Raw genomic sequence first — 19,205 nt, forward strand, 5'->3', positions numbered from 1 at the left:
GCCACGCGCCGCCTGCGACCGGGTCCTCGGCGCCGACGTCGGCGTCGTCGGGCGCGATCCCCCACGCCGCCGCGAGCGCGCCGGCGGCCCGCGCGAGCGCCCGGTCCGGGCTCGCCGTGTGCAGGGCGACGAGCGGTCCGACCGTCTCGACGACGGCGTCCGACGGCCGCGGGCGGTCGGACGCCGCCACGAGCAGCAGCCGCAGGACCTTCTTCGTCCGTACCAGCAGCGTGACCGCGAGGACGTCGCCCAGGACCTCGTCCGGCGCGTGGGCCACGAGCCGCGGGGCGAGGGCCTCGACGACCGGCCCGTCCCCGTGGGCGAGCACGGGCACGAACGTGTCGGCGCGCGCGACGAGCTCGTCGTCGGTGAGGGCGAGCGGGCCGGTGAGCACCTGCGTCCAGACCTTGCGGTCGCCGGGTCGCTGGGCCGCGTCGAGCGCGGCGACGACGAGGTCGACGGCCTCGTCGCGGTCGACCCACCCGCGCGCGACCGCAGCGGGCAGGACGGTGCCGAACGGGCCCGTCCCGGGCACGCCGGCCGCGACGGCGGCACGCACGTGCTCCCGAGCCCGCCGCTCGAGGACCTCGGGCGCGAGCGGCATGCGGCGCTCGTAGCCCGGCTCGCCGGTCCCGGTCAGCTCCCCGTGCGCGTAGACCGCCCAGTCCTTGAGGTACGCCACGCTGTCGGGCACGGGCAGGTCGAACCGGTCGACGAGCCGCACGAGGACCCCGGCGTGCCTGCTCGTCGCGTGCTCCCACGCGCGCTGGTCGGTCCGCGACGCCTCCTCGACGAACCGGACCGCGAACCGCTCCCCGCGGGCGGCCACGAGGCGCGTCGCGAGCTCGTCGTCGACCCGGTGGGCCGACGCGAGGAGCCGGACGGCCCGGCGGACGTCGACCCCCGCGCGTACGGCGAGCACCGCGAGGAGGGTCTCGTCGACGGGCACCGCGCTGATCCAGCCGTAGGTGTTCGGGCCGGTCTGCCCGAACGCGCCCCACGCCCCGGACGCGAGGCCGTCGCGCGCGGTGCGCTGCTGCTCGGGCGTGCCCAGCGGCAGGTGCTCGACGTCGGCGAGGTCGGCCGACCCCCAGCCGAGGTCGGTGAACACCTGGAGCGCCGCGGCGAGCCGGGGTGCGGTCATGCGGGGGCCTCCGTGCGGATCTGGACGGCGAGGACGTGAGCGCACGGGCCGCGGCCGGTGCCGTGCGCGAGGAACCAGGGGCAGGTGCAGCCGTCGGCGGTCACGCGGTGGTCCGGACCGCCGGTGCGGCTGCGGACCGACCAGCCGCCGTCGGCCGGGCTGACGGCACTGTCGGCGACCAGCCGACGCGCCGCGACGAGGCGGGGGTTGTCCTTGTCGACGCGCGCCGGGTCGTGCGGCAGCTCGCGGTGGAACCAGGCGGCGTCGTGCGTGTCCCACCCGACGCGACCGTCGGCCGCGAGGACGGCGAGCGCCGCGCGCACCCGGCCCTCGTCGAGCGCGGAGTCGCGGGCCAGCCGCGGCACGTCGACGACCGGCTCGAACGCGAGCAGCGCGCTGACCACGTCGGCGTCCTCGGCGACCGTGGCGCCCGCGAGCGACGTGAGCAGCGACCCCTCGCCGGAGTGCCCGCGCCACGCCTCGTCGGTGAGCCCGAGGACGAGCCGGGCTCCGGGCAGCGCGACCTCGACAACCACGGGACCGGCGTCGGGTCCGCCGAGCACGGTGACGCCCGTGACGTGCGGGAGCAGGCGCTTGGCCGCGCTCAGCCGGTGCAGGCCGGACACGAGGACCCCGGCCGCGGTCCGGCGGGGCGACAGCCGCGCACCCGTCCGGTCGGGTGTGAGCCAGCCGGTGCGGGTCGCGCTGGTCGCGGCGGGCAGCCCGGCCACGAACGCCTTGGCGTGCGCGGCGCCGAGCGTGAAGGCGGGCGCGAGCCCGTGGTGCAGCTCGGCGGCGTTGCCGAACGCGCGCACCCAGCGCCCCGGCATCTCGACGGGACGCTCGACGACGGTCTCCTCGGGGCTCGACACCGTCAGGCCGCCGCGACCCACGTCGACGTGCAGCAAGCCGTCGCGCCCGACCTGCGTGAGCGCCGCGCGCGTCGTCGGGCCGATGTCGACGTTCGTCGTGCCGTGCGCGACCTCGCCCGCGTCGATCCCGTCGGGCAGCAGGTCCAGGCGCGCGTAGACACCGTTGCACGCCGAGAAGACCTCGGCACGCAGCCGGTCGCCGTGCGCGGTGAGCACCGGGTCGCGCAGGGTCGACGGCGTGTACTGGAAGTAGCGCGTCGCAGTGACGTCGGCCAGCGTGAGCAGGCCGCGCGCGAGCACCTGCGGGTGCGCGGCGAACCCGTGGAAGAAGCTCGGGTCGTCGACCAGCCCCGCCGGTGTGAGCGCGGGCGCGAGGCCCAGCACGAGGCCGTCCTCCCCCAGGTGGGAGGCGGTGGCGAAGGTCCGGGTGGTCACCGGCCGGAGTGTAGGGGCGCACCCCGACACCGCGGGGCCGCGCAGCCGTCCGCCCCCGCGCGCTCACCGGGATGCGCGGGGACGGACGGTCGGTCTGGCGCGACTGTCAGCGGCGACCGCGCATCGCGGCGAGCACCGCGTCGAACACGTCGGTGTTCTTCTGCGCGCGGGCGAGCCGCTCGCTGCCCGGGCCGTCGGCGGTCAGCGGCGTCGCCGCACCCGTGTGGCCGCCCGTCGTCCAGTCGACCGTGAACTGCAGGTCGCTGCCCGCGATCGGGAACGGCCCGTCCTCGAGGCTCTGCAGGACGCCGGGCACGGTGCTGGCCGGGTCGCCCGACTCGTCGGACGCGCTGACGTTCTCGATGGCGAGCCCGCCGGTCTCGTGGTCGCCGACGATGACGACGAGCGTGTCCCGGTGCTTCGCGGCGAAGTCCCGCACCACCGCGACCGCCTCGTCGAGCGCCTGCCCGGCCTGGATCGTGCGGGCCGCGTTGTTGGCGTGCGCCATCTCGTCGACACCCTCCTCCTCGACGAGCAGGAAGAACCCCTGGCGGTCGTGCCGCAGCACGTCGAGGGCCTTCGCGGTCATCGTCGCGAGCGGCACGACGGGCGCGTACTCGTCGCCCTGCCCCTCGGGCGCCTGCTCGAACATCTCCTCGTTCGCGAACAGGCCGAGGATCCGGTCGGCATCGGTGGCCTCCAGCTCGGCGGCCGTGCTGACGTACGTCCAGCCCGCGTCCTGCGCGCGCTCGACGAGGTTGCCGATCGTGCTGCGGCTGACCTCGGGCCGCGGGTCGGCCGGGTCGTCGGGGTAGGCGCCCTCGTCGCCCGTCGGGTACCACCAGTCCTCGCCGCCGCCGAGGATGACGTCGGGCTTCGACTCCTCGACGAGCTGCCGGGCGATCTCCGTCTGGTCGCCGCGGTCGGGCACGTGCGACCCGAAGGCCGCGGGCGTCGCGTCGGTGACCTGCGCAGTCGTCACGAGGCCCGTGGCCTTGCGCAGCGCCTTCGCGTGCTCCAGCAGGGTCGTCACGGGGTTGCCGTCGACGTCGACGGACACCGCGCCGTTGTAGGTCCGCACGCCCGTCGCGAACGCGGTCGCGCCGGCCGCCGAGTCGGTGACCGCCTCCTCGGGGTCCGCGGAGTCCGTGTACATCCAGCCCGCGTACCGCAGCTGGTCCATCTGGAGCTGCCCGCCCTGCCCGACGGTCGCGAGCCGGATCGCGTCGCGTGCCGCCATGCTCAGCCCGTCGCCGACGATGACGACGACGTTCTTGGCCCGCGACGTGCCGCCACGATCACCGCCCCCGCGCTGGACGTCCTGGCCGCCCGTGGCCGGACCGCTGGTCGTCGGGCCGCCCGCGGCGACCCCTCCCGCGGCCAGGCCGGCGGCGAGCACCGCGGCCCCTCCGGTCGCGACCCATCCTCGTCGTGCGCCGAACCCGTGCATGGTCGTGCCCCCGTCGTCGAACCTCGTCGTTCTTCCGGACGTGATCGGGGTGTCGAGCGGTCCCCGACCGACCCATGCTGGGACGGTCGGGGCAGGCCCGCATCCGCTGGGAGGACCGCCGTGGGGCGTCCCGACGAGGGCGTGCGGCTGACCTGCGCGGCTACGCGCGCAGCGCCACGGTGCTGGCGCGGATCGGCGACGGCAGCGCGGAGCGACCCGTGAGGAACCGGTCGACGGACGCCGCCGCGGCCCGGCCCTCGGCGATGGCCCAGACGACGAGCGACTGCCCGCGCCCGCAGTCGCCCGCGACGAAGACACCCGGCGTGGTCGTCGAGAAGTCGTCGTCGCGCACGAACGACCCGCGCCCGTCGGTCGTCAGCCCGAGCTGGTCCCCGAGGCCGTCCGTCTCCGGCCCGACGAACCCGAGGGCCAGCACGACGAGCTGCGCGGGCAGCACCCGCTCCGTCCCGGCGACCGGCTCGAACCGCCCGTCGACCTGCTCGACGTCGACGAGCGCCAGGCCGGCGACCCGACCGTCGTCGTCGCCAACGAGCCGCGTCGTGCTGACGGCGAAGACGCGCTCGCCGCCCTCCTCGTGCGAGGAGGAGACGCGGAACAGCGTCGGGTAGGTCGGCCAGGGCTGCGTCGCGGGCCGCTCGTGCGGCGCGGGCGCCATGATCTCGAGCTGCGTGATCGAGCGCGCACCCTGGCGGACGGCGGTCCCGACGCAGTCGGCGCCCGTGTCGCCGCCGCCGACCACCACGACGTCCAGGCCGGTCGCGACGGGCGCACCGGCGACGGGCTCGCCCACGGCCGCGTGGTTGGCGGGCACGAGGTAATCCATCGCGGGCATGACGCCGTCCAGGTCGCGGCCCGGCACGGGCAGGTCGCGGGGACGCGTCGAGCCGGTCGTGACGAGCACCGCGTCGAACCGGCGGCGCAGGTCGTCCCCGGTGACGTCCGCCCCGACGTCGACGCCGCACCGGAACACCGTGCCCTCGGCGCGCATCACGTCCAGACGCCGCTCGACGACCGCCGCGGGCAGCTTGTACTCGGGGATGCCGAACCGCAGCAGCCCGCCGGGCGCGCTCGCCCGCTCGAGCACGGTGACACTGTGGCCCGCGCGCGTGAGCTGCTGCGCGGCCGCCAGCCCGGCGGGGCCCGAACCGACGACCGCGACCGTGCACTCCGTCATGCGGTGGATCTCCTCCGGCACGACGAGCCCGCGGTCGAACGCCTCCTCCGCGATGGACAGCTCGACGTTCCGGATCGTCACCGGCGGCTGGTTGATGCCCAGCACGCACCCCGACTCGCACGGCGCGGGGCACAGCCGGCCGGTGACCTCGGGGAAGTTGTTCGTCATGTGCAGGCGGTCCGACGCGTCGCGCCACTGCCCGCGCCACGTCAGGTCGTTCCACTCGGGCATGAGGTTGCCCAGCGGGCACGCGTGGTGGCAGAACGGCACGCCGCAGTCCATGCAGCGGCCGGCCTGCCGGTGCAGCGACTCCAGCGCGGCGGCGTCGCCGACCGGGTGCCGGTGGACCTCGTCCCAGTCGAGGATCCGGACGGGCACGGCCCGGTCGGACGGGAGCTCACGGTCGCGGGTCCGGAGGAATCCTCGGGGGTCGGCCATGCGGGCGACCGTAGTGCCGCCGCAGGCGCCCGACCGGCGTCGAAGGTCCCAGACGGGGACCCGGCCTACAGTCAGGACGTGCCTGACGACCGCACCCCGGACCAGGTCTCCGACATGCCCGCGGACCGTCCCGCGGAGATCGCGCTGAACCGGGCGCTGTGGGCCGTCGTCAACGAGCGCTTCACGGACGCCGCCGCCGAGGACCAGTGGACCCGGCCGGAGGCGGTCTGGGGGCTGTTCGCCGTCCCCGAGCGCGACCTGGGCGTCCTCGGCGACGTCCGCGGCCTCGACGTCGTCGAGCTCGCCTGTGGCACGGCGTACGTGTCCGCGTGGCTCACGCGGGCGGGCGCCCGGACAGTCGCGGTGGACCTCTCGGGCGAGCAGCTCGCGACCGCGGCGCGGCTGCAGCGCCGGCACGGCCCGGCGTTCCCGCTCGTGCAGGGCGACGCCGAGCACGTCCCGCTCGCGTCGGGCTGCGCCGACCTGGTCGTGAGCGAGCACGGCGCCGCCGCGTGGTGCGACCCCGCCGCCTGGCTGCCCGAGGCGGGACGGCTGCTGCGTCCCGGCGGCCGGCTGGTCTTCCTCACCAACAGCCTGCTGTCGGCCCTGTGCGTGCCCGCGGACGAGGGCGTCGCCCACGAGCGGCTCCTGCGCGGGCAGCGGGAGGCCTCCAAGGTGCGCTGGCCGGGCGGCGGCGTCGAGTTCCACCCGTCCCACGGGGACTGGGTCCGCCTGCTGCGCCGCTCGGGCTTCGTCGTCGAGGCGCTGCACGAGCTCTACGCACCGGCCGACGGCCACGACCACGCGTTCTACGAGATCGTGTCCGCCGACTGGGCGACCCGGTGGCCCGCCGAGGAGCTGTGGGTCGCCACACGGGTGACCGACGACGCCCGCCACGCCACGCGACGTCCGGGCGGTTAGCCTCGGCTGGTGGCCGGCGCACCCCGCGTCCGGCGCACGCCGTCGCCGCCGCCGGTCCCCCGGCGCGGCGCGTCCGACGAGGGACGGAGGCCCATGCGCACGCACGCCCTGCGCGTCCACCCGAGCGCCGACCGGCTGGCCCGCACCGACCAGCTCGCCTGGGCGATCGCGGAGGTCGCCGCCGACCCGGTCCCGGTCCCCGACGACGTGGTCGAGATGGTCGTCAACCGGGTGATCGACAACGCCGCCGTGACCGCGGCCTCGCTCACGCGGTCACCGGTCGTCGCGGCCCGCGCGCAGGCCGTCGCCCACCCGTACGCGGGGTCGACGCGGCACGGCGCGACCGTCTCCGGGCTCGCGCCGGACGTGCGGGTCTCGCCCGAGTGGGCGGCGTGGGCCAACGGGGTCGCCGTGCGCGAGCTCGACTACCACGACACGTTCCTCGCCGCGGACTACTCGCACCCGGCCGACAACATCCCGCCGCTGGTCGCGGTCGCGCAGCACACCGGCCGGTCGGGCGCGGACCTGGTCCGGGCGATCGCGACGGGGTACGAGATCCAGGTGGACCTCGTGCGGGCGATCAGCCTGCACGCGCACAAGATCGACCACGTCGCGCACCTCGGGCCGTCGGTCGCGGCGGGGCTCGGCACGCTGCTGGGCCTCCCGACGGAGGTCGTGTTCCAGGCCGTCGGGCAGGCGCTGCACACGACGACCGCGACGCGGCAGTCCCGCAAGGGCGAGATCTCCTCGTGGAAGGCGTACGCCCCCGCGTTCGCGGGCAAGGTCGCGATCGAGGCCGTGGACCGGGCGATGCGCGGCGAGGGGTCGCCGAGCCCGATCTACGAGGGCGAGGACGGCGTCGTCGCGTGGATGCTCGACGGACCGGACGCCTCGTACGAGGTCCCGCTGCCGGCGCCGGGCGAGGCGAAGACGGCGATCCTCGACACCTACACGAAGGAGCACTCGGCCGAGTACCAGTCGCAGGCGCTCATCGACCTGGCCCGCCGCCTGCACCACGCGCGGCCGGACGTCGCCGACCCGGCGAACGTCGCGTCGGTGGTCATCCACACCTCGCACCACACCCACTACGTCATCGGCTCGGGCGCGAACGACCCGCAGAAGTACGACCCGACGGCGTCGCGCGAGACGCTCGACCACTCGATCCCGTACATCTTCACGGTCGCGCTCCAGGACGGGACGTGGCACCACGTGCTGTCGTACGAGCCCGCGCGGGCGACACGCCCCGACACGGTCGCGCTGTGGCAGAAGGTCACGACGACCGAGGACCCGGCGTGGACCGCGCGCTACCACTCGACGGACCCGGCGCAGAAGGCGTTCGGCGGGCGGGTGGAGATCACGACGACGTCCGGCGAGGTGGTCGTCGAGGAGATCGCGGTCGCCGACGCGCACCCGCTCGGCGCGCGGCCGTTCGCGCGTGCCGACTACGTCGCGAAGTTCCGCACGCTCGCGGACGGCGTGCTCGACGCGGCGGAGGTCGAGCGGTTCCTCGACGTCGCCCAGCGGCTGTCGTCGCTGCGGCCCGACGAGCTCGCGGGCCTCACGGTCGTCGCGCCCGCGGGCGTCCTCGACGCCGTCCGGTCGCCGGAAGGACTGTTCTGATGCTGTACGCGACGACGACCGCGTCCGACAAGCGGCGGGCCTTCCGCGAGGCGCTCGCGTCGGGGCGGCTGCTGCGCCTGCCCGGGGCGTTCAACCCGCTGTCGGCCCGGCTGATCGAGGCCAAGGGCTTCGACGGCGTGTACGTGTCGGGCGCGGTCCTGTCGGCCGACCTCGGGCTGCCCGACATCGGCCTGACGACGGCGACCGAGGTGACGACGCGCGCCGGGCAGATCGCCCGCATGACGAACCTGCCGGCCCTCGTCGACGCGGACACGGGCTTCGGCGAGCCGATGAACGTCGCGCGCACCGTGCAGGGCCTGGAGGACGCCGGGCTCGCGGGCTGCCACATCGAGGACCAGGTCAACCCCAAGCGCTGCGGGCACCTCGACGGCAAGGACGTCGTCGACGACGAGACGGCGCTGCGCCGCATCCGCGCGGCGGTCGACGGGCGGCGCGACCCCGACTTCCTCGTGGTGGCCCGGACCGACGCGCGGGCGGTCGTGGGGCTCGACGCGGCGATCGACCGGGCGCGGGCGCTCGTCGACGCCGGTGCGGACGCCGTCTTCCCGGAGGCCCTGGCGGGCCCCGAGGAGTTCGCGGCCTTCCGTGCCGCGCTCGACGTGCCGCTGCTCGCGAACATGACCGAGTTCGGCAAGGGCACGCTGCTCACCGCGCAGCAGCTCACCGACCTCGGCATGAACATCGTCATCTACCCCGTCACGCTGCTGCGCCTCGCCATGGGCGCGGCGTCCGCCGGGCTCGACGAGATCCTCGCGTCCGGCACGCAGGCCGGGCTGCTCGACCGCATGCAGACACGCGCGGACCTCTACGACCTGCTCGACTACCCCTCGTACAGCCACTTCGACGAGGACGTCTTCAACTTCCGGCTGTAGCGCCTGGCCTTGTATCAGTCAACGATCCGTCAACGGCGATGGAGGCACGATGACCGAGATCCACAAGGGGCTCGCGGGCGTGGTCGTGGACACGACCGCGATCTCGTCCGTGGACCCCGAGAGCAACTCGCTGCTGTACCGCGGCTACCCCGTGGACCAGCTCGCGGAACGCTGCGTGTTCGAGGAGGTCGCGTACCTCCTGTGGAACGGCGAGCTGCCGAACGCCGACGAGCTCGCCGCGTTCCAGGGCCGCGGGCGCTCGCAGCGGACGCTGCCCGACCCGGTCGTCGACGCGGTCCTCGCGCTGCCGACGACCTGCCACCCGATGGACGTGGTCCGGACCGCCGTGAGCGTCATCGGCGCGCACGACCCGACCGCAGAGGACCCCTCGCGGGAGGCGAACCTCGCGAAGTCGATCCGGCTGCTCGCGCAGGTCCCGGGCGTCGTCGCGCTCGACCAGCGACGCCGCCGCGGCCAGGACCCGATCCCCGCGCGCGACGACCTGAAGTTCGCGGAGAACATCTTCTGGATGACGTTCGGCGAGGTGCCCGACCCGGTCGTCGTCAAGGCGTTCGAGGTGTCCCTCGTGCTGTACGCCGAGCACTCGTTCAACGCGTCCACGTTCACCGCGCGCGTCATCGCCTCGACCCTGTCGGACCTGCACTCCGCCGTGACGGGCGCGGTCGGTGCGCTCAAGGGCCCCCTGCACGGCGGCGCCAACGAGGCCGTCATGGCGACGTTCGCCGAGATCGGGTCCGCGGACCAGGCGGCGGCCTGGCTCGACGCCGAGATCGCCGCGAAGCGCAAGGTCATGGGCTTCGGGCACCGCGTCTACAAGCACGGCGACTCGCGCGTCCCGACCATGCGCGCGTGGCTCGGCCGGCTGATCGAGCACTACGACCGACAGGACCTGCTCGACCTCTACGTCGCGCTCGAGGACGCCATGACCGCGCGCACCGGCATCCTGCCCAACCTCGACTACCCGACCGGGCCCGTCTACCACCTCATGGGGTTCGACACCCCGACCTTCACGCCCCTGTTCGCCGCGGCCCGCGTCGTCGGGTGGACCGCGCACGTCATGGAACAGCTCGCGTCGAACTCCCTCATCCGCCCGCTGAGCAGCTACGACGGCCCGGCCCGACGCGACATGACATAAACATCTTCTTCTGGCCGTACGGTTCGGTTTATAGTCGATCCCATGGCCAAGCGCACCTACGCCTACCTCCCGGCGACCCTCGCGGCCGTCGAGACGCTCGGCGTGCAGGTCGCGATCGCCCGGCGGCAGCTGGGGTGGACGGTCGCCGAGCTCGCGGGGCGCCTCGGCGTCAGCACGGCCGTGGTCGGGCGCATCGAGAAGGGCGCGCCCGGCACCGCCGTCGGTACCGTCCTGGAGGCCGCCGTGCTGTGCGGGGTTCCCCTGTTCGGCGCCGACGCCCGGGACCTGCCCGACCTCGCCGCGCGGCAGCGCGCGACCCTGGCCCTGCTGCCCGAGCGGGTACGTCCGAAGCCTGCGGAGATCGACGATGACTTCTGAGGCCGCTGCACCTCAGCGCGCGTTCGTCTGGACGTGGCTGCCCGGCGCGCACGAGCCCGTCGTCGCCGGCGTCCTCCAGGCGACACCCGCGCGCCTCGCCGGTCAGCCCGTCCTCGCGTTCCGCTACGGCGCGAGCTACCGGGCACGGCCGGACGCAGTCTCGCTCTACCCGCCGGAGCTGCCCCTCACCGACCGGGCGCTGGACCCGACCGCCGTGCCGCGTCGCGAGCCACTCGCACTCGCCGGGTGCCTGCGCGACGCAGCCCCTGACGCGTGGGGACGACGCGTCCTCAACCTCGAAGTCGGCTCCGACCCCGACGCAGAGCTCTCGGAGCTCACCTACCTGCTGCGCTCCGGGAGCGACCGGATCGGCGCCCTGGACTTCCAGGGGTCGGCACAGGAGTACGTCCCGCGCGACGAGCGCGCCTCGCTCGCGCAGCTCATGGAGGCCGCCGAGCTCGTCGAGCGCGGCGAGCGGCTGCCGCCCGCCCTGGAAGCGGCGGCCGGGCACGGCACGTCCATCGGCGGCGCACGGCCCAAGGCGCTGCTCGAGGACGGCGGTCGGCACCTCGTCGCGAAGTTCTCCTCCAGCACCGACGACCGGCCGGTGGTGAAGGCGGAAGGTGCGGCGATGCTGCTCGCGGCCCGGGCCGGCGCGCAGGTCGCCCCCGTCTCCGTCGTGCGCGCGGGCGGCAAGGACGTCCTGCTCGTCGAGCGGTTCGACCGGTACCCCGTGACCGCACCGGACGGGTCGCCGCGCACGGCGCGCCGCCAGATGGTGTCGATGCTGACCGTCCTCGGCCTGGCGGAGAGCAGCGCGCGGTACGCGTCGTACGCGGACATCGCCCGCGAAGTGCGCTCCGGCCCCTGGACGCGGGTCCCCGAGACGTTGACCGAGCTCTTCCGGCGGCTCGTCGTGAACGTCGTGGTCGGCAACACGGACGACCACCTGCGCAACCACGCGGCGTTCTGGGACGGGCAGCACCTCACGCTCACGCCCGCGTACGACGTCGCTCCGCAGCGACGCTCGACGAGCACCGCGACCCAGGCGATCGGCATCACCGCCGACGGCGCGCGCGCGAGCCAGCTGCGGCTGTGCCGCGCAGTCGCCGGCGAGTTCCTGCTGAGCGCCGGACGGGCGCAGGAGGTCATCGACGAGGTCGAGGCCGCCGTCGCCGACGGGTGGGACGACGTGTGCGACGAGGTCGGTCTCTCGCGCGCCGAGCGGGCCACGCTGTGGGGACGCGAGTTCGCCCACCCGTACACCCGGTACGACGCCTCCTGACGCCGCACGGACCGCGTCGCGACCTCCGTGCGGCGCCGGTCACCGCCGGTTCCGGCGGCCCTGTGGAGAACTGTGACGCCCGTTTCGTCCGGATCGGTACCTTCGGCGCCGATCACACGAAGGGGGCCCCATGCGCCGCGTCATGTCCGTGCTGTCCGTCACCGTCGGAGCCGTGCTGCTCGTCCTCGGTACCGGCGCCGCAGCACTCGTCGGTCCCGACGACCAGATCGACCTGAGGACGATCACCGCACCCGTCGGTGCCCGCGCCGTCGTCCTCCCGCACGACCTCGTCCCCCTCACCGGCGTGACGCTCGCCGTCACGGCGCACGCCGAGCACGGCGACGTGCTGGTGGGCGCCGCGCACCCCGTCGACGTCGCGTCGTACACCGCGCCGATGCAGCGCCTCGTCGTCCTGCGTGCCGGGCTGGACGGCCGGCTGGCGGGCGACGTCCGCGGGCGTCCCGAGGAGGCACCGTCCGACCTCGGCGCCGCGCGCTTCTGGACGGTCGAGGACCGCGGCTCGGGTGAGCGCACCGTGCGGGTGCCGCTCGACGACGCGTCCGTCGCGGTCGTCGCCGTCGCGGCGGAGCCCGGTTCGCGACTCCACGTGGGCGTCGGGGTCGAGGTGCCGTCGTCGTTCGGCGTCGCGGTCGGGGCCGCGGCCCTGGGAGCCGTCCTCACGGGTGGTGGCGTGGCGCTCGGGCGACGGCGTCGTGGTCGTGACCGGACGGACGGCCCCGGGCCCGACGCCGCGTCGGGTGAGGTCCACCAGGAGGCCCGCCCCGACACAGCGGCCGACACGGCGGGCGCAGAGTCGATCGGCGCGCGCCTCACCATGCTGACCACCGCCACCCTCGTCGGGACGGTCGGACTGGCGGGATGCGCCGCGGTCCCGGGCGTCGCAGCACGCCCCGAGCTCCCCGAGCGCCCGGCGCTGACAGCCGCGGAGCGCGCCGCACCGGAGCCCACGCCGCACCCGTACACGGAGGCCGCAGCCGCCGCCGCGGCGGGCGACCCGACGGCCTGGGCGCGCGTCACGAGCGGCCCGCAGCTCGCGGTCCAGGAGTTCGACGCACGCGTCGAGCTCGCCCGGGCGGCACGCGACGGGACCCAGGTCGACGCCTCGACGTTCCCGATGACCACGCTGGAGGAGATCGCGCCCGCGTTCACGTCCTACCCGCTGTACCGGGTCGTCGTGTCACGTCGCGAGGACGACGAGGCGGCCGTGCCGCTCCTGCGCGTGGAGGAGCGGCAGGACGTCCTCGACCCGTGGCGCATCCGCGCGGAGACCGACGTCGAGTCCGGCACGACCCTGCACGGAGGCGGCCGCGGTGCGACGCACGCGCCCGACACCGTCGACCTCGACCGGGCGCAGGCCGCCCTGGATGCCGTGCAGCGCTACCTCAAGGCCGGCGACGCGTCGGGCGTCGAGGACCTCGGCGACCTCGAGGAGGTGCGTCTCTCCCTCTCCTCGGACGAGGTGGTCGGCACCGTGGTGCAGTCCCTGGTCGTCGCGCCGTGGGGTGACCGTGCGGCACCGTTCGGGCCTGCAGGGGGCTCGCGCGCAGTCGCCGTCGCCGACGGGACCGTCGCCGTCCTCACCTTCGACGTCGGTGTCACGCTCTCGTCGACGTCGGCCGACGGGCTCCTGCAGATCGCGGACCAGGCGCAGGCTGAGGTCGTCGGCCAACCGGGCTGGCGGTCGTCGTTCGACCTCGACTACGTCCTCGTCGTCGCGGCCGACGTGTCGTCGGCGGGCGCGGTCGTGATCCGGGGCGCCGACCTGTCGCCGGTGCTGCGGTGACGCCCGGATGCACCCCGGAAGCGCCCGGAGCCGTCGCCGGTGCCGAGCCGGCGGCGCGACCCGAGCGCCACGGTCAGCGGGTCGGCGGCCGACCCGCGCGGCGCAGGACCTGCTCGGCGTGACGCAGGACAGGTCCGTCGACCATGCGCCCCTCGAAGCGGAAGACGCCGTGCTGACCGGCGGCCGCGTCGAGGACTGCGCGCGCCCACCGCACGTCCTGCGGCCGCGGCGTGTAGGCCGCACGCACGACGTCGACCTGGGACGGGTGCAGGCACGCGGTCGCCGTGAAGCCGCTGGCCGCGGCGTCGGCCGCTTCGGCGGCGAGGCCCTCGGTGTCGTCGAGGTCGACGTGCACGGCGTCGACCGCGGCCTTGCCGTGCGCGCCCGCGGCGAGCAGGACGGCGGAGCGCGCGTGCCGGACGACGTCGCGGTAGGTGCCGTCGTCACGGCGGCTGGCAGTGCCGCCCAGGGACGCGACGAGGTCCTCCGCGCCCCACATGAGCGCGACGACGTTGGCCTCGGCGGCGATCGCGGACGCCTCGACGACACCGGCCGCCGTCTCGACCAGCGCGACGACGTCGTAGGCCGCGAGCTCCCGGACGTCCGCGCGGCCCGCGGTCTTGGCGAGCATGAGGGTCCGGTACGGCGTCCCCGCGAGCGCGTGCAGGTCCTCGACGAGGTCGGGCGTGCCGGCCGGGTTGACCCGGACGACCGTGCGCGCCGGGTCGAGGTGCACCGCTGCGAGGTGCTCCCGCGCGGCCGCCTTGTCGGCGGGCAGGACGGCGTCCTCCAGGTCGAGGATCACGCCGTCGGCGCGGTCGGCCGCCTTGGCGTACCGGTCGGGGCGGTCCGCGGGGCAGAACAGCAGCGCGGGGCCGAGCGTGAACGCGGTCACGGCGCGGCGTCCCGGCACCAGAACAGGACGGTGCGGGTCGCCTCGGCGACGACGACGCCGTCCTGGTTGCGGCCCGTGTGGGCGAGCGTGACGACGCCCTGCCCCGGCCGGGACGACGACGGCCGCTTGGCCGTCACGACCGTCTCGGCATACAGCGTGTCGCCGTGCCGCAGCGGGTGCGGGAAGCGCACGTCGGTGAAGCCGAGGTTCGCGACGATCGTGCCCTGCGTGAGCTGCGCGACGGACGACCCGACGAGCACCGCGAGCGTCAGCATCGAGTTCACGAGGCGCTCGCCGAACGGCTGCGACGACGACCACGCGGCGTCGAGGTGCAGGGCCTGCGGGTTCATCGTCAGGGTGCTGAACAGGACGTTGTCCGCCTCGGTCATCGTGCGGCCGGGGCGGTGCAGGTACCGGGCGTCGAGGTCGAGCTCCTCGTAGTACAGCCCGCGCTGCAGCACGTCGTGCGCGACGCCGCCGGCCCCGGCGTCGACATCGAGCTCGGCCGCGGCGACCTCGACGTCCGCCTCGTCCGTCATCGGCTCGCCCCCGCGAACCCGAGCTCGCGCGCGATGACCATGAGCTGCACCTCGGTCGTCCCCTCCCCGATCTCGAGGATCTTCGAGTCGCGGTAGTGCCGGGCGACGGCGTTCTCGTTCAGGACGCCGTACCCGCCGAAGATCTGCGTCGCGTCGCGCGCGTTGTCCATCGCGGCCTCGCTGCCGATGAGCTTGGCGAGGCTGGCCTCGAGCTTGAACGGCTGCCCCGCGAGCAGCAGGCGCGCGGCGTCGTACCAGGCCAGGCGGGCGGCGTGCACCCGGGCCTCCATGCGCGCGATCTTGAACGCGATGTGCTGGTTCTCGCCGATGGGGTGCCCGAAGACGTTGCGGCTGCGGGCGTACCGCATGGCCTCCTCCAGGCACCCCTGCGCGGCCCCCGTGCACAGCGCGGCGATGGCGACGCGGCCCTCGTCGAGCGCCTGGATGAACTGCGCGAAGCCGCGCCCGCGCGTGCCGAGCAGGTTCGCCTCGGGGACGCGCAGGTCCTCGAACCGCAGGGGGTGCGTGTCGGAGGTGTGCCAGCCGACCTTGTCGTACGGCGGGAGGACCGTGAGGCCCGGGGTGCCCGCGGGGACGAGGATCGCGCTGAGCTCCTTCTTGACGGTCCCGTCGTCCCGCACGGACTCCCCCGTCACGGCGGTGATCGTCAGCAGCCGCGTGATCCGCGTGCCGGAGTTGGTGATGAACTGCTTGCTGCCGTCGATGACCCACTCGCCGTCCTCGAGGCGCGCGGTCGTGCGGGTGCCGGCGGCGTCCGAGCCCGCGTCGGCCTCGGTGAGCCCGAACGCCGCGAGACCCCGGCCCGACGTGAGCAGCGGCATCCACTCCTGCTTCTGCTCCTCGGTGCCGTGCCGGAACACCGGCATCGCGCCGAGCCCGACGCCCGCCTCCAGCGTCACGCCGATCGACTGGTCGACGCGCCCGAGCTCCTCGACGGCCAGGCACAGGTCGAAGTAGTCGCGCCCCTGACCGCCGTAGTCGCGCGGGAAGGGCAGGCCGAACAGCCCCATCTCCCCCATCTGCGCGAGGATCTCGTAGGGCAGCTCCCGCTTGGTGTCGTACTCGTAGGCCGCGGGGGCCACGACGTGGTCGGCGAAGTCGCGCACCTCGTCGCGCAGCTTGCGCTGCTCCGGGGTCAGCTCGTGGCTCATGACGGGTTCCCTTCGTGGGGGTGGGGGGTGATCGTGGCGACCACGTGGTCGAGCGACACCCGGTCGGCCGGTCGGACCGTGAGGGTGACGACACCGTCGGTGGGAGCGGCGAGGCGGTGCTCCATCTTCATCGCCTCGATCGTGAGGAGCGGCTGGCCGGCGACGACCTCGGCACCGCTCTCGACGTCGACCGCGACGACGATCCCGGGCATGGGTGCGCGGACCGTCGGGTCGGCGGGACGCTCGCCGCGGGTGACGGCCGCGAGGTCCTCCGCGAGGCGCTCGACGCGGCTGCGGAAGCGGACCTCGGCCGCGGCGCCGTCGACGCCGACCCAGGTGACCGGTCCGTCGGTCGCGAGGCGCACGACGTGCACGACACCGTCGACGTCGACCTCGGCCGTGTCGGGGGTCCGGCGGGTGAGGCGGGCGGAGACGGGCGTCCGGTCGGCGACGGTGACCGTGGCGGCGGACCAGTCCTCGCGGAGGCCGTCCGCGACCCGCGGTGCCCCGACGAGGACCGCGACCTCGACGACGTCGCCGCCGTCGACCGCGACCTCGTACCGGGTCGGTCGCGGGTCTCCGAGCCGCCAGCCGTCGTGCCGCCAGGCGTCGCTCCGCCGCGGCCGCGTGCCCTCCGGTTCCGCGGCGAGGTCCGTGTGCCGCCACAGGACGGCCGCGACGGGTGCGAGGACGTCGGCGGCGAGGTAGGTCGTCGCACCCGGACCGCCGTCGACGCTCGGCGCCACCGGCACGCCGCTCGACGGCGGCTCCCCGCCGGGACGTCCCGCGGGCGTCAGCCGACCCAGCAGCCCCGTGTCGAGCCGCCCCGCGCGGACGTCGGGGTCGACCAGCACGTGCCGCAGGTACGAGACGTTGGTGCGGACGCCCAGGACCGTCGTGCGGGCCAGCGCGCCGTCGAGCCGCCGCAGCGCCTCCGCCCGGTCGGGCGCCCACGCGACGACCTTCGCGAGCATCGGGTCGTACGTCGACCCGACCTCCAGCCCGGCGCGCAGGGCGCTGTCGACGCGGATGCCGTCGCCGGTGGGCTCGTCGAGCACCCGCACGGTCCCGGTGGTGGGCAGGAAGTCGCGCGCGGGGTCCTCGGCGTAGACGCGCGCCTCGACGGCGTGCCCGGTGAGCCGCACGTCGTCCTGCCCGAACCCCAGCGGCTCGCCCGCGGCGACGCGGACCTGCCACTCCACGAGGTCGAGGCCCGTGACGAGCTCCGTCACGGGGTGCTCGACCTGCAGCCGCGTGTTCATCTCCATGAAGAAGAACTCCGTCGGGGCGTCGTCGGACACGAGGAACTCGACCGTCCCCGCGCCGACGTAGCCGACACTGCGCGCGACGTCGCACGCGGCGGCGCCGATCCGGGCGCGCGTCGCCGCGTCGAGCAGGGGCGACGGCGCCTCCTCGACGACCTTCTGGTGCCGCCGCTGCAGCGAGCACTCCCGCTCGCCGAGGTGCACGACCGCACCGTGGGCGTCGGCGAGGAGCTGGACCTCGATGTGCCGCGGCGTGGCGACGAGCCGCTCGACGAGCAGGGTGTCGTCGCCGAACGCCGCGGCGGCGACGCGCCGCGACGTGACGAGCGCGTCGGCGAGGTCGTCGGGCCGCTCGACGACGGTCATGCCCTTGCCGCCCCCGCCGGCCGACGGCTTGACGAGCACGGGGTAGCCCAGCCGGGCGACGGCGTCCGCGGCCTCGTCGTCCGTCAGGCCCGCGAGCGCGACGCCCGGGGTCACCGGCACGCCCGCGGCGACCACGTGCGCCTTCGCGCGGACCTTGTCGCCCATGAGGTCGAGCGCCTCGATGCCCGGCCCGACGAACACGACCCCCGCGTCCGCGCAGGCACGCGCCAGGTCCGCGTTCTCGGACAGGAAGCCGTACCCGGGGTGGACGGCGTCGGCGCCGGACGCGACCGCGGCGCGCACGACCGCGGCGACGTCGAGGTAGCTCGCGCGCGGCTCGGCCGGTCCGAGGCGCACCGCGACGTCGGCGAGCCCGACGTGCACCGCGTCACGGTCGGCGTCGGACCAGACGGCGACGGACCGGATCCCGAGGCGTCGCAGGGTGCGGATCACGCGGCACGCGATCTCGCCGCGGTTGGCGACGAGCACGGTCGCGAACAGCCCGGACGGCGGTGCGGGCGTCGACCCGGCGCCCGGCACGCCAGCCGGGACGACCGGCGCGAGGGGAGGACGCGCGCCGTCGACCGAGGCGGGCGCGGGTGCAGCGGCGGGCACGGGGGTCGTCATCGCCGTCACATCCGGAACAGGCCGAGGCGCGGCTCGCCGAGGGGCACGGTCGCGCACACGTCGAGCGCCATCCCGAGGACGCGGCGGGTGTCGGCGGGGTCGATGATCCCGTCGTCCCACAGCCGTGCGGACGAGTAGTACGGGCTGCCCTGCGTCTCGTACTGGTCGACGAGGGCAGCCCGGAACGCGGCCTCGTCGTCGGCCTCCCACGTCCCGCCGCGGGCCTCGACCTGACCGCGCCGGACGGTCGCGAGGACGGACGACGCCTGCGCCCCTCCCATCACCGAGATCCGCGCGCCGGGCCACATCCACAGGAACCGCGGCGAGTACGCGCGCCCGCACATCGAGTAGTTCCCGGCGCCGAACGAGCCGCCGATGACGACGGTGAGCTTGGGGACGCGGGTGGTCGCGACGGCGGTCACCATCTTGGCGCCGTGCTTGGCAATGCCGCCCGCCTCGTAGTCGCGCCCGACCATGAACCCGGAGATGTTCTGCAGGAACACCAGCGGGACGCCGCGCTGGTCGCACAGCTCGACGAAGTGCGCGCCCTTGAGCGCGGACTCGCTGAACAGCACGCCGTTGTTCGCGACGATCCCGACGGGGTGCCCGTGCAGCCGGGCGAACCCGGTGACGAGCGTCGGCCCGTACTCGCGCTTGAACTCGTGCAGCTCGCTGCCGTCGACGAGCCGCGCGATGACCTCGCGCACGTCGTACGGCGACTGCAGGTCGGTCGGGACGACCCCGTAGAGG

15 protein-coding genes and 1 pseudogene are annotated in these 19,205 nt (G+C 75.1%); 7 read left to right on the top strand and 9 right to left on the bottom strand.

Translation table 11 applies throughout. The annotated features are described in order from the left end of the window. From CBZ_RS05890 to CBZ_RS05905, 4 genes and pseudogenes are all read right to left on the bottom strand, one after another. Positions 1–1,144: pseudogene (locus CBZ_RS05890) on the bottom strand (hypothetical protein); the annotation flags it as partial. Continuing rightward, positions 1,141–2,451: an SWIM zinc finger family protein gene (locus CBZ_RS05895; protein WP_130780656.1), complete on the bottom strand. Its 1,311-nt coding sequence runs from the start codon at positions 2,449–2,451 to the stop codon at positions 1,141–1,143. The gene CBZ_RS05895 and the pseudogene CBZ_RS05890, both read right to left, overlap by 4 nt. Positions 2,452–2,557: 106 nt before the next feature. Next, positions 2,558–3,901: an alkaline phosphatase gene (locus CBZ_RS05900; protein ID WP_130780657.1), complete on the bottom strand. Its 1,344-nt coding sequence runs from the start codon at positions 3,899–3,901 to the stop codon at positions 2,558–2,560. 160 nt (positions 3,902–4,061) lie between these two features. Next, positions 4,062–5,534, bottom strand: coding sequence for a glutamate synthase subunit beta (locus CBZ_RS05905; protein WP_130780658.1), 1,473 nt, complete (start codon positions 5,532–5,534; stop codon positions 4,062–4,064). A 78-nt stretch (positions 5,535–5,612) separates the two neighbouring features. On the opposite strand from CBZ_RS05905, the gene CBZ_RS05910 reads away from it, so the two are divergent. The 7 genes from CBZ_RS05910 (at position 5,613) to CBZ_RS05940 (ending at position 13,591) form a co-directional block, all read left to right on the top strand. Then, positions 5,613–6,455: a class I SAM-dependent methyltransferase gene (locus tag CBZ_RS05910; RefSeq protein WP_218022717.1), complete on the top strand. Its 843-nt coding sequence runs from the start codon at positions 5,613–5,615 to the stop codon at positions 6,453–6,455. Positions 6,456–6,548: 93 nt separating this feature from the next. Continuing rightward, positions 6,549–8,075 carry an MmgE/PrpD family protein gene (locus CBZ_RS05915; RefSeq protein ID WP_130780659.1) on the top strand — a complete coding sequence of 509 codons (1,527 nt, stop codon included), beginning with the start codon at positions 6,549–6,551 and terminating at the stop codon, positions 8,073–8,075. After that, positions 8,075–8,968 (top strand): methylisocitrate lyase, encoded by an 894-nt coding sequence (gene prpB / locus CBZ_RS05920; RefSeq protein WP_130780660.1) that lies wholly within the window; start codon positions 8,075–8,077, stop codon positions 8,966–8,968. The genes CBZ_RS05915 and prpB overlap by 1 nt, the downstream gene beginning before the upstream one ends. Before the next feature lie 49 nt (positions 8,969–9,017). After that, a complete protein-coding gene (locus tag CBZ_RS05925; RefSeq protein ID WP_130780661.1) occupies positions 9,018–10,124 on the top strand; it encodes a bifunctional 2-methylcitrate synthase/citrate synthase in 1,107 nt (368 codons plus the stop codon). A gap of 42 nt (positions 10,125–10,166) precedes the next feature. Next, the gene (locus CBZ_RS05930; protein WP_130780662.1) at positions 10,167–10,502 is read left to right on the top strand and encodes a helix-turn-helix domain-containing protein; all 336 of its coding nucleotides are present in this window, start codon (positions 10,167–10,169) and stop codon (positions 10,500–10,502) included. After that, complete coding sequence (locus tag CBZ_RS05935; RefSeq protein ID WP_130780663.1) at positions 10,492–11,787, top strand: type II toxin-antitoxin system HipA family toxin; 1,296 nt, start codon at positions 10,492–10,494, stop codon at positions 11,785–11,787. Before CBZ_RS05930 ends, CBZ_RS05935 begins: the two co-directional genes overlap by 11 nt. 130 nt (positions 11,788–11,917) lie before the next feature. After that, positions 11,918–13,591 (top strand): hypothetical protein, encoded by a 1,674-nt coding sequence (locus CBZ_RS05940; protein ID WP_130780664.1) that lies wholly within the window; start codon positions 11,918–11,920, stop codon positions 13,589–13,591. Positions 13,592–13,664: 73 nt separating this feature from the next. Here the strand turns inward: CBZ_RS05940 and CBZ_RS05945 are convergent, their stop codons facing one another. The 5 genes from CBZ_RS05945 to CBZ_RS05965 all read right to left on the bottom strand — a co-directional run. After that, positions 13,665–14,486, bottom strand: coding sequence for an HpcH/HpaI aldolase/citrate lyase family protein (locus CBZ_RS05945; RefSeq protein ID WP_130780665.1), 822 nt, complete (start codon positions 14,484–14,486; stop codon positions 13,665–13,667). After that, the gene (locus CBZ_RS05950) at positions 14,483–15,025 is read right to left on the bottom strand and encodes a MaoC family dehydratase (RefSeq protein ID WP_130780666.1); all 543 of its coding nucleotides are present in this window, start codon (positions 15,023–15,025) and stop codon (positions 14,483–14,485) included. The genes CBZ_RS05945 and CBZ_RS05950 overlap by 4 nt, the downstream gene beginning before the upstream one ends. After that, a complete protein-coding gene (locus CBZ_RS05955; RefSeq protein WP_130780667.1) occupies positions 15,022–16,197 on the bottom strand; it encodes an acyl-CoA dehydrogenase family protein in 1,176 nt (391 codons plus the stop codon). The genes CBZ_RS05950 and CBZ_RS05955 overlap by 4 nt, the downstream gene beginning before the upstream one ends. Continuing rightward, entirely contained in the window at positions 16,194–18,455 is a 2,262-nt protein-coding gene (locus CBZ_RS05960) for an acetyl/propionyl/methylcrotonyl-CoA carboxylase subunit alpha (protein WP_130780668.1), read from the bottom strand. Before CBZ_RS05960 ends, CBZ_RS05955 begins: the two co-directional genes overlap by 4 nt. A 5-nt stretch (positions 18,456–18,460) precedes the next feature. Continuing rightward, positions 18,461–19,205 (bottom strand): carboxyl transferase domain-containing protein (locus tag CBZ_RS05965; protein ID WP_281274857.1); only part of this gene is annotated, 745 nt, incomplete at its 5' end.

This window comes from Cellulomonas biazotea, assembly GCF_004306155.1.
Classification (GTDB): Bacteria; Actinomycetota; Actinomycetes; order Actinomycetales; family Cellulomonadaceae; genus Cellulomonas; species Cellulomonas biazotea.

Bases quoted from the DNA above. Each gene is read 5' to 3' on its own strand.
- CBZ_RS05915 (WP_130780659.1), top strand. From the start codon at position 6,549: ATGCGCACGCACGCCCTGCGCGTCCACCCGAGCGCCGACCGGCTGGCC.
- CBZ_RS05930 (WP_130780662.1), top strand. From the start codon at position 10,167: ATGGCCAAGCGCACCTACGCCTACCTCCCGGCGACCCTCGCGGCCGTC.
- CBZ_RS05940 (WP_130780664.1), top strand. From the start codon at position 11,918: ATGCGCCGCGTCATGTCCGTGCTGTCCGTCACCGTCGGAGCCGTGCTG.
- CBZ_RS05960 (WP_130780668.1), bottom strand. From the start codon at position 18,455: ATGACGACCCCCGTGCCCGCCGCTGCACCCGCGCCCGCCTCGGTCGAC.
- CBZ_RS05925 (WP_130780661.1), top strand. From the start codon at position 9,018: ATGACCGAGATCCACAAGGGGCTCGCGGGCGTGGTCGTGGACACGACC.
- prpB (WP_130780660.1), top strand. From the start codon at position 8,075: ATGCTGTACGCGACGACGACCGCGTCCGACAAGCGGCGGGCCTTCCGC.
- CBZ_RS05955 (WP_130780667.1), bottom strand. From the start codon at position 16,197: ATGAGCCACGAGCTGACCCCGGAGCAGCGCAAGCTGCGCGACGAGGTG.
- CBZ_RS05950 (WP_130780666.1), bottom strand. From the start codon at position 15,025: ATGACGGACGAGGCGGACGTCGAGGTCGCCGCGGCCGAGCTCGATGTC.
- CBZ_RS05935 (WP_130780663.1), top strand. From the start codon at position 10,492: ATGACTTCTGAGGCCGCTGCACCTCAGCGCGCGTTCGTCTGGACGTGG.
- CBZ_RS05900 (WP_130780657.1), bottom strand. From the start codon at position 3,901: ATGCACGGGTTCGGCGCACGACGAGGATGGGTCGCGACCGGAGGGGCC.
- CBZ_RS05905 (WP_130780658.1), bottom strand. From the start codon at position 5,534: ATGGCCGACCCCCGAGGATTCCTCCGGACCCGCGACCGTGAGCTCCCG.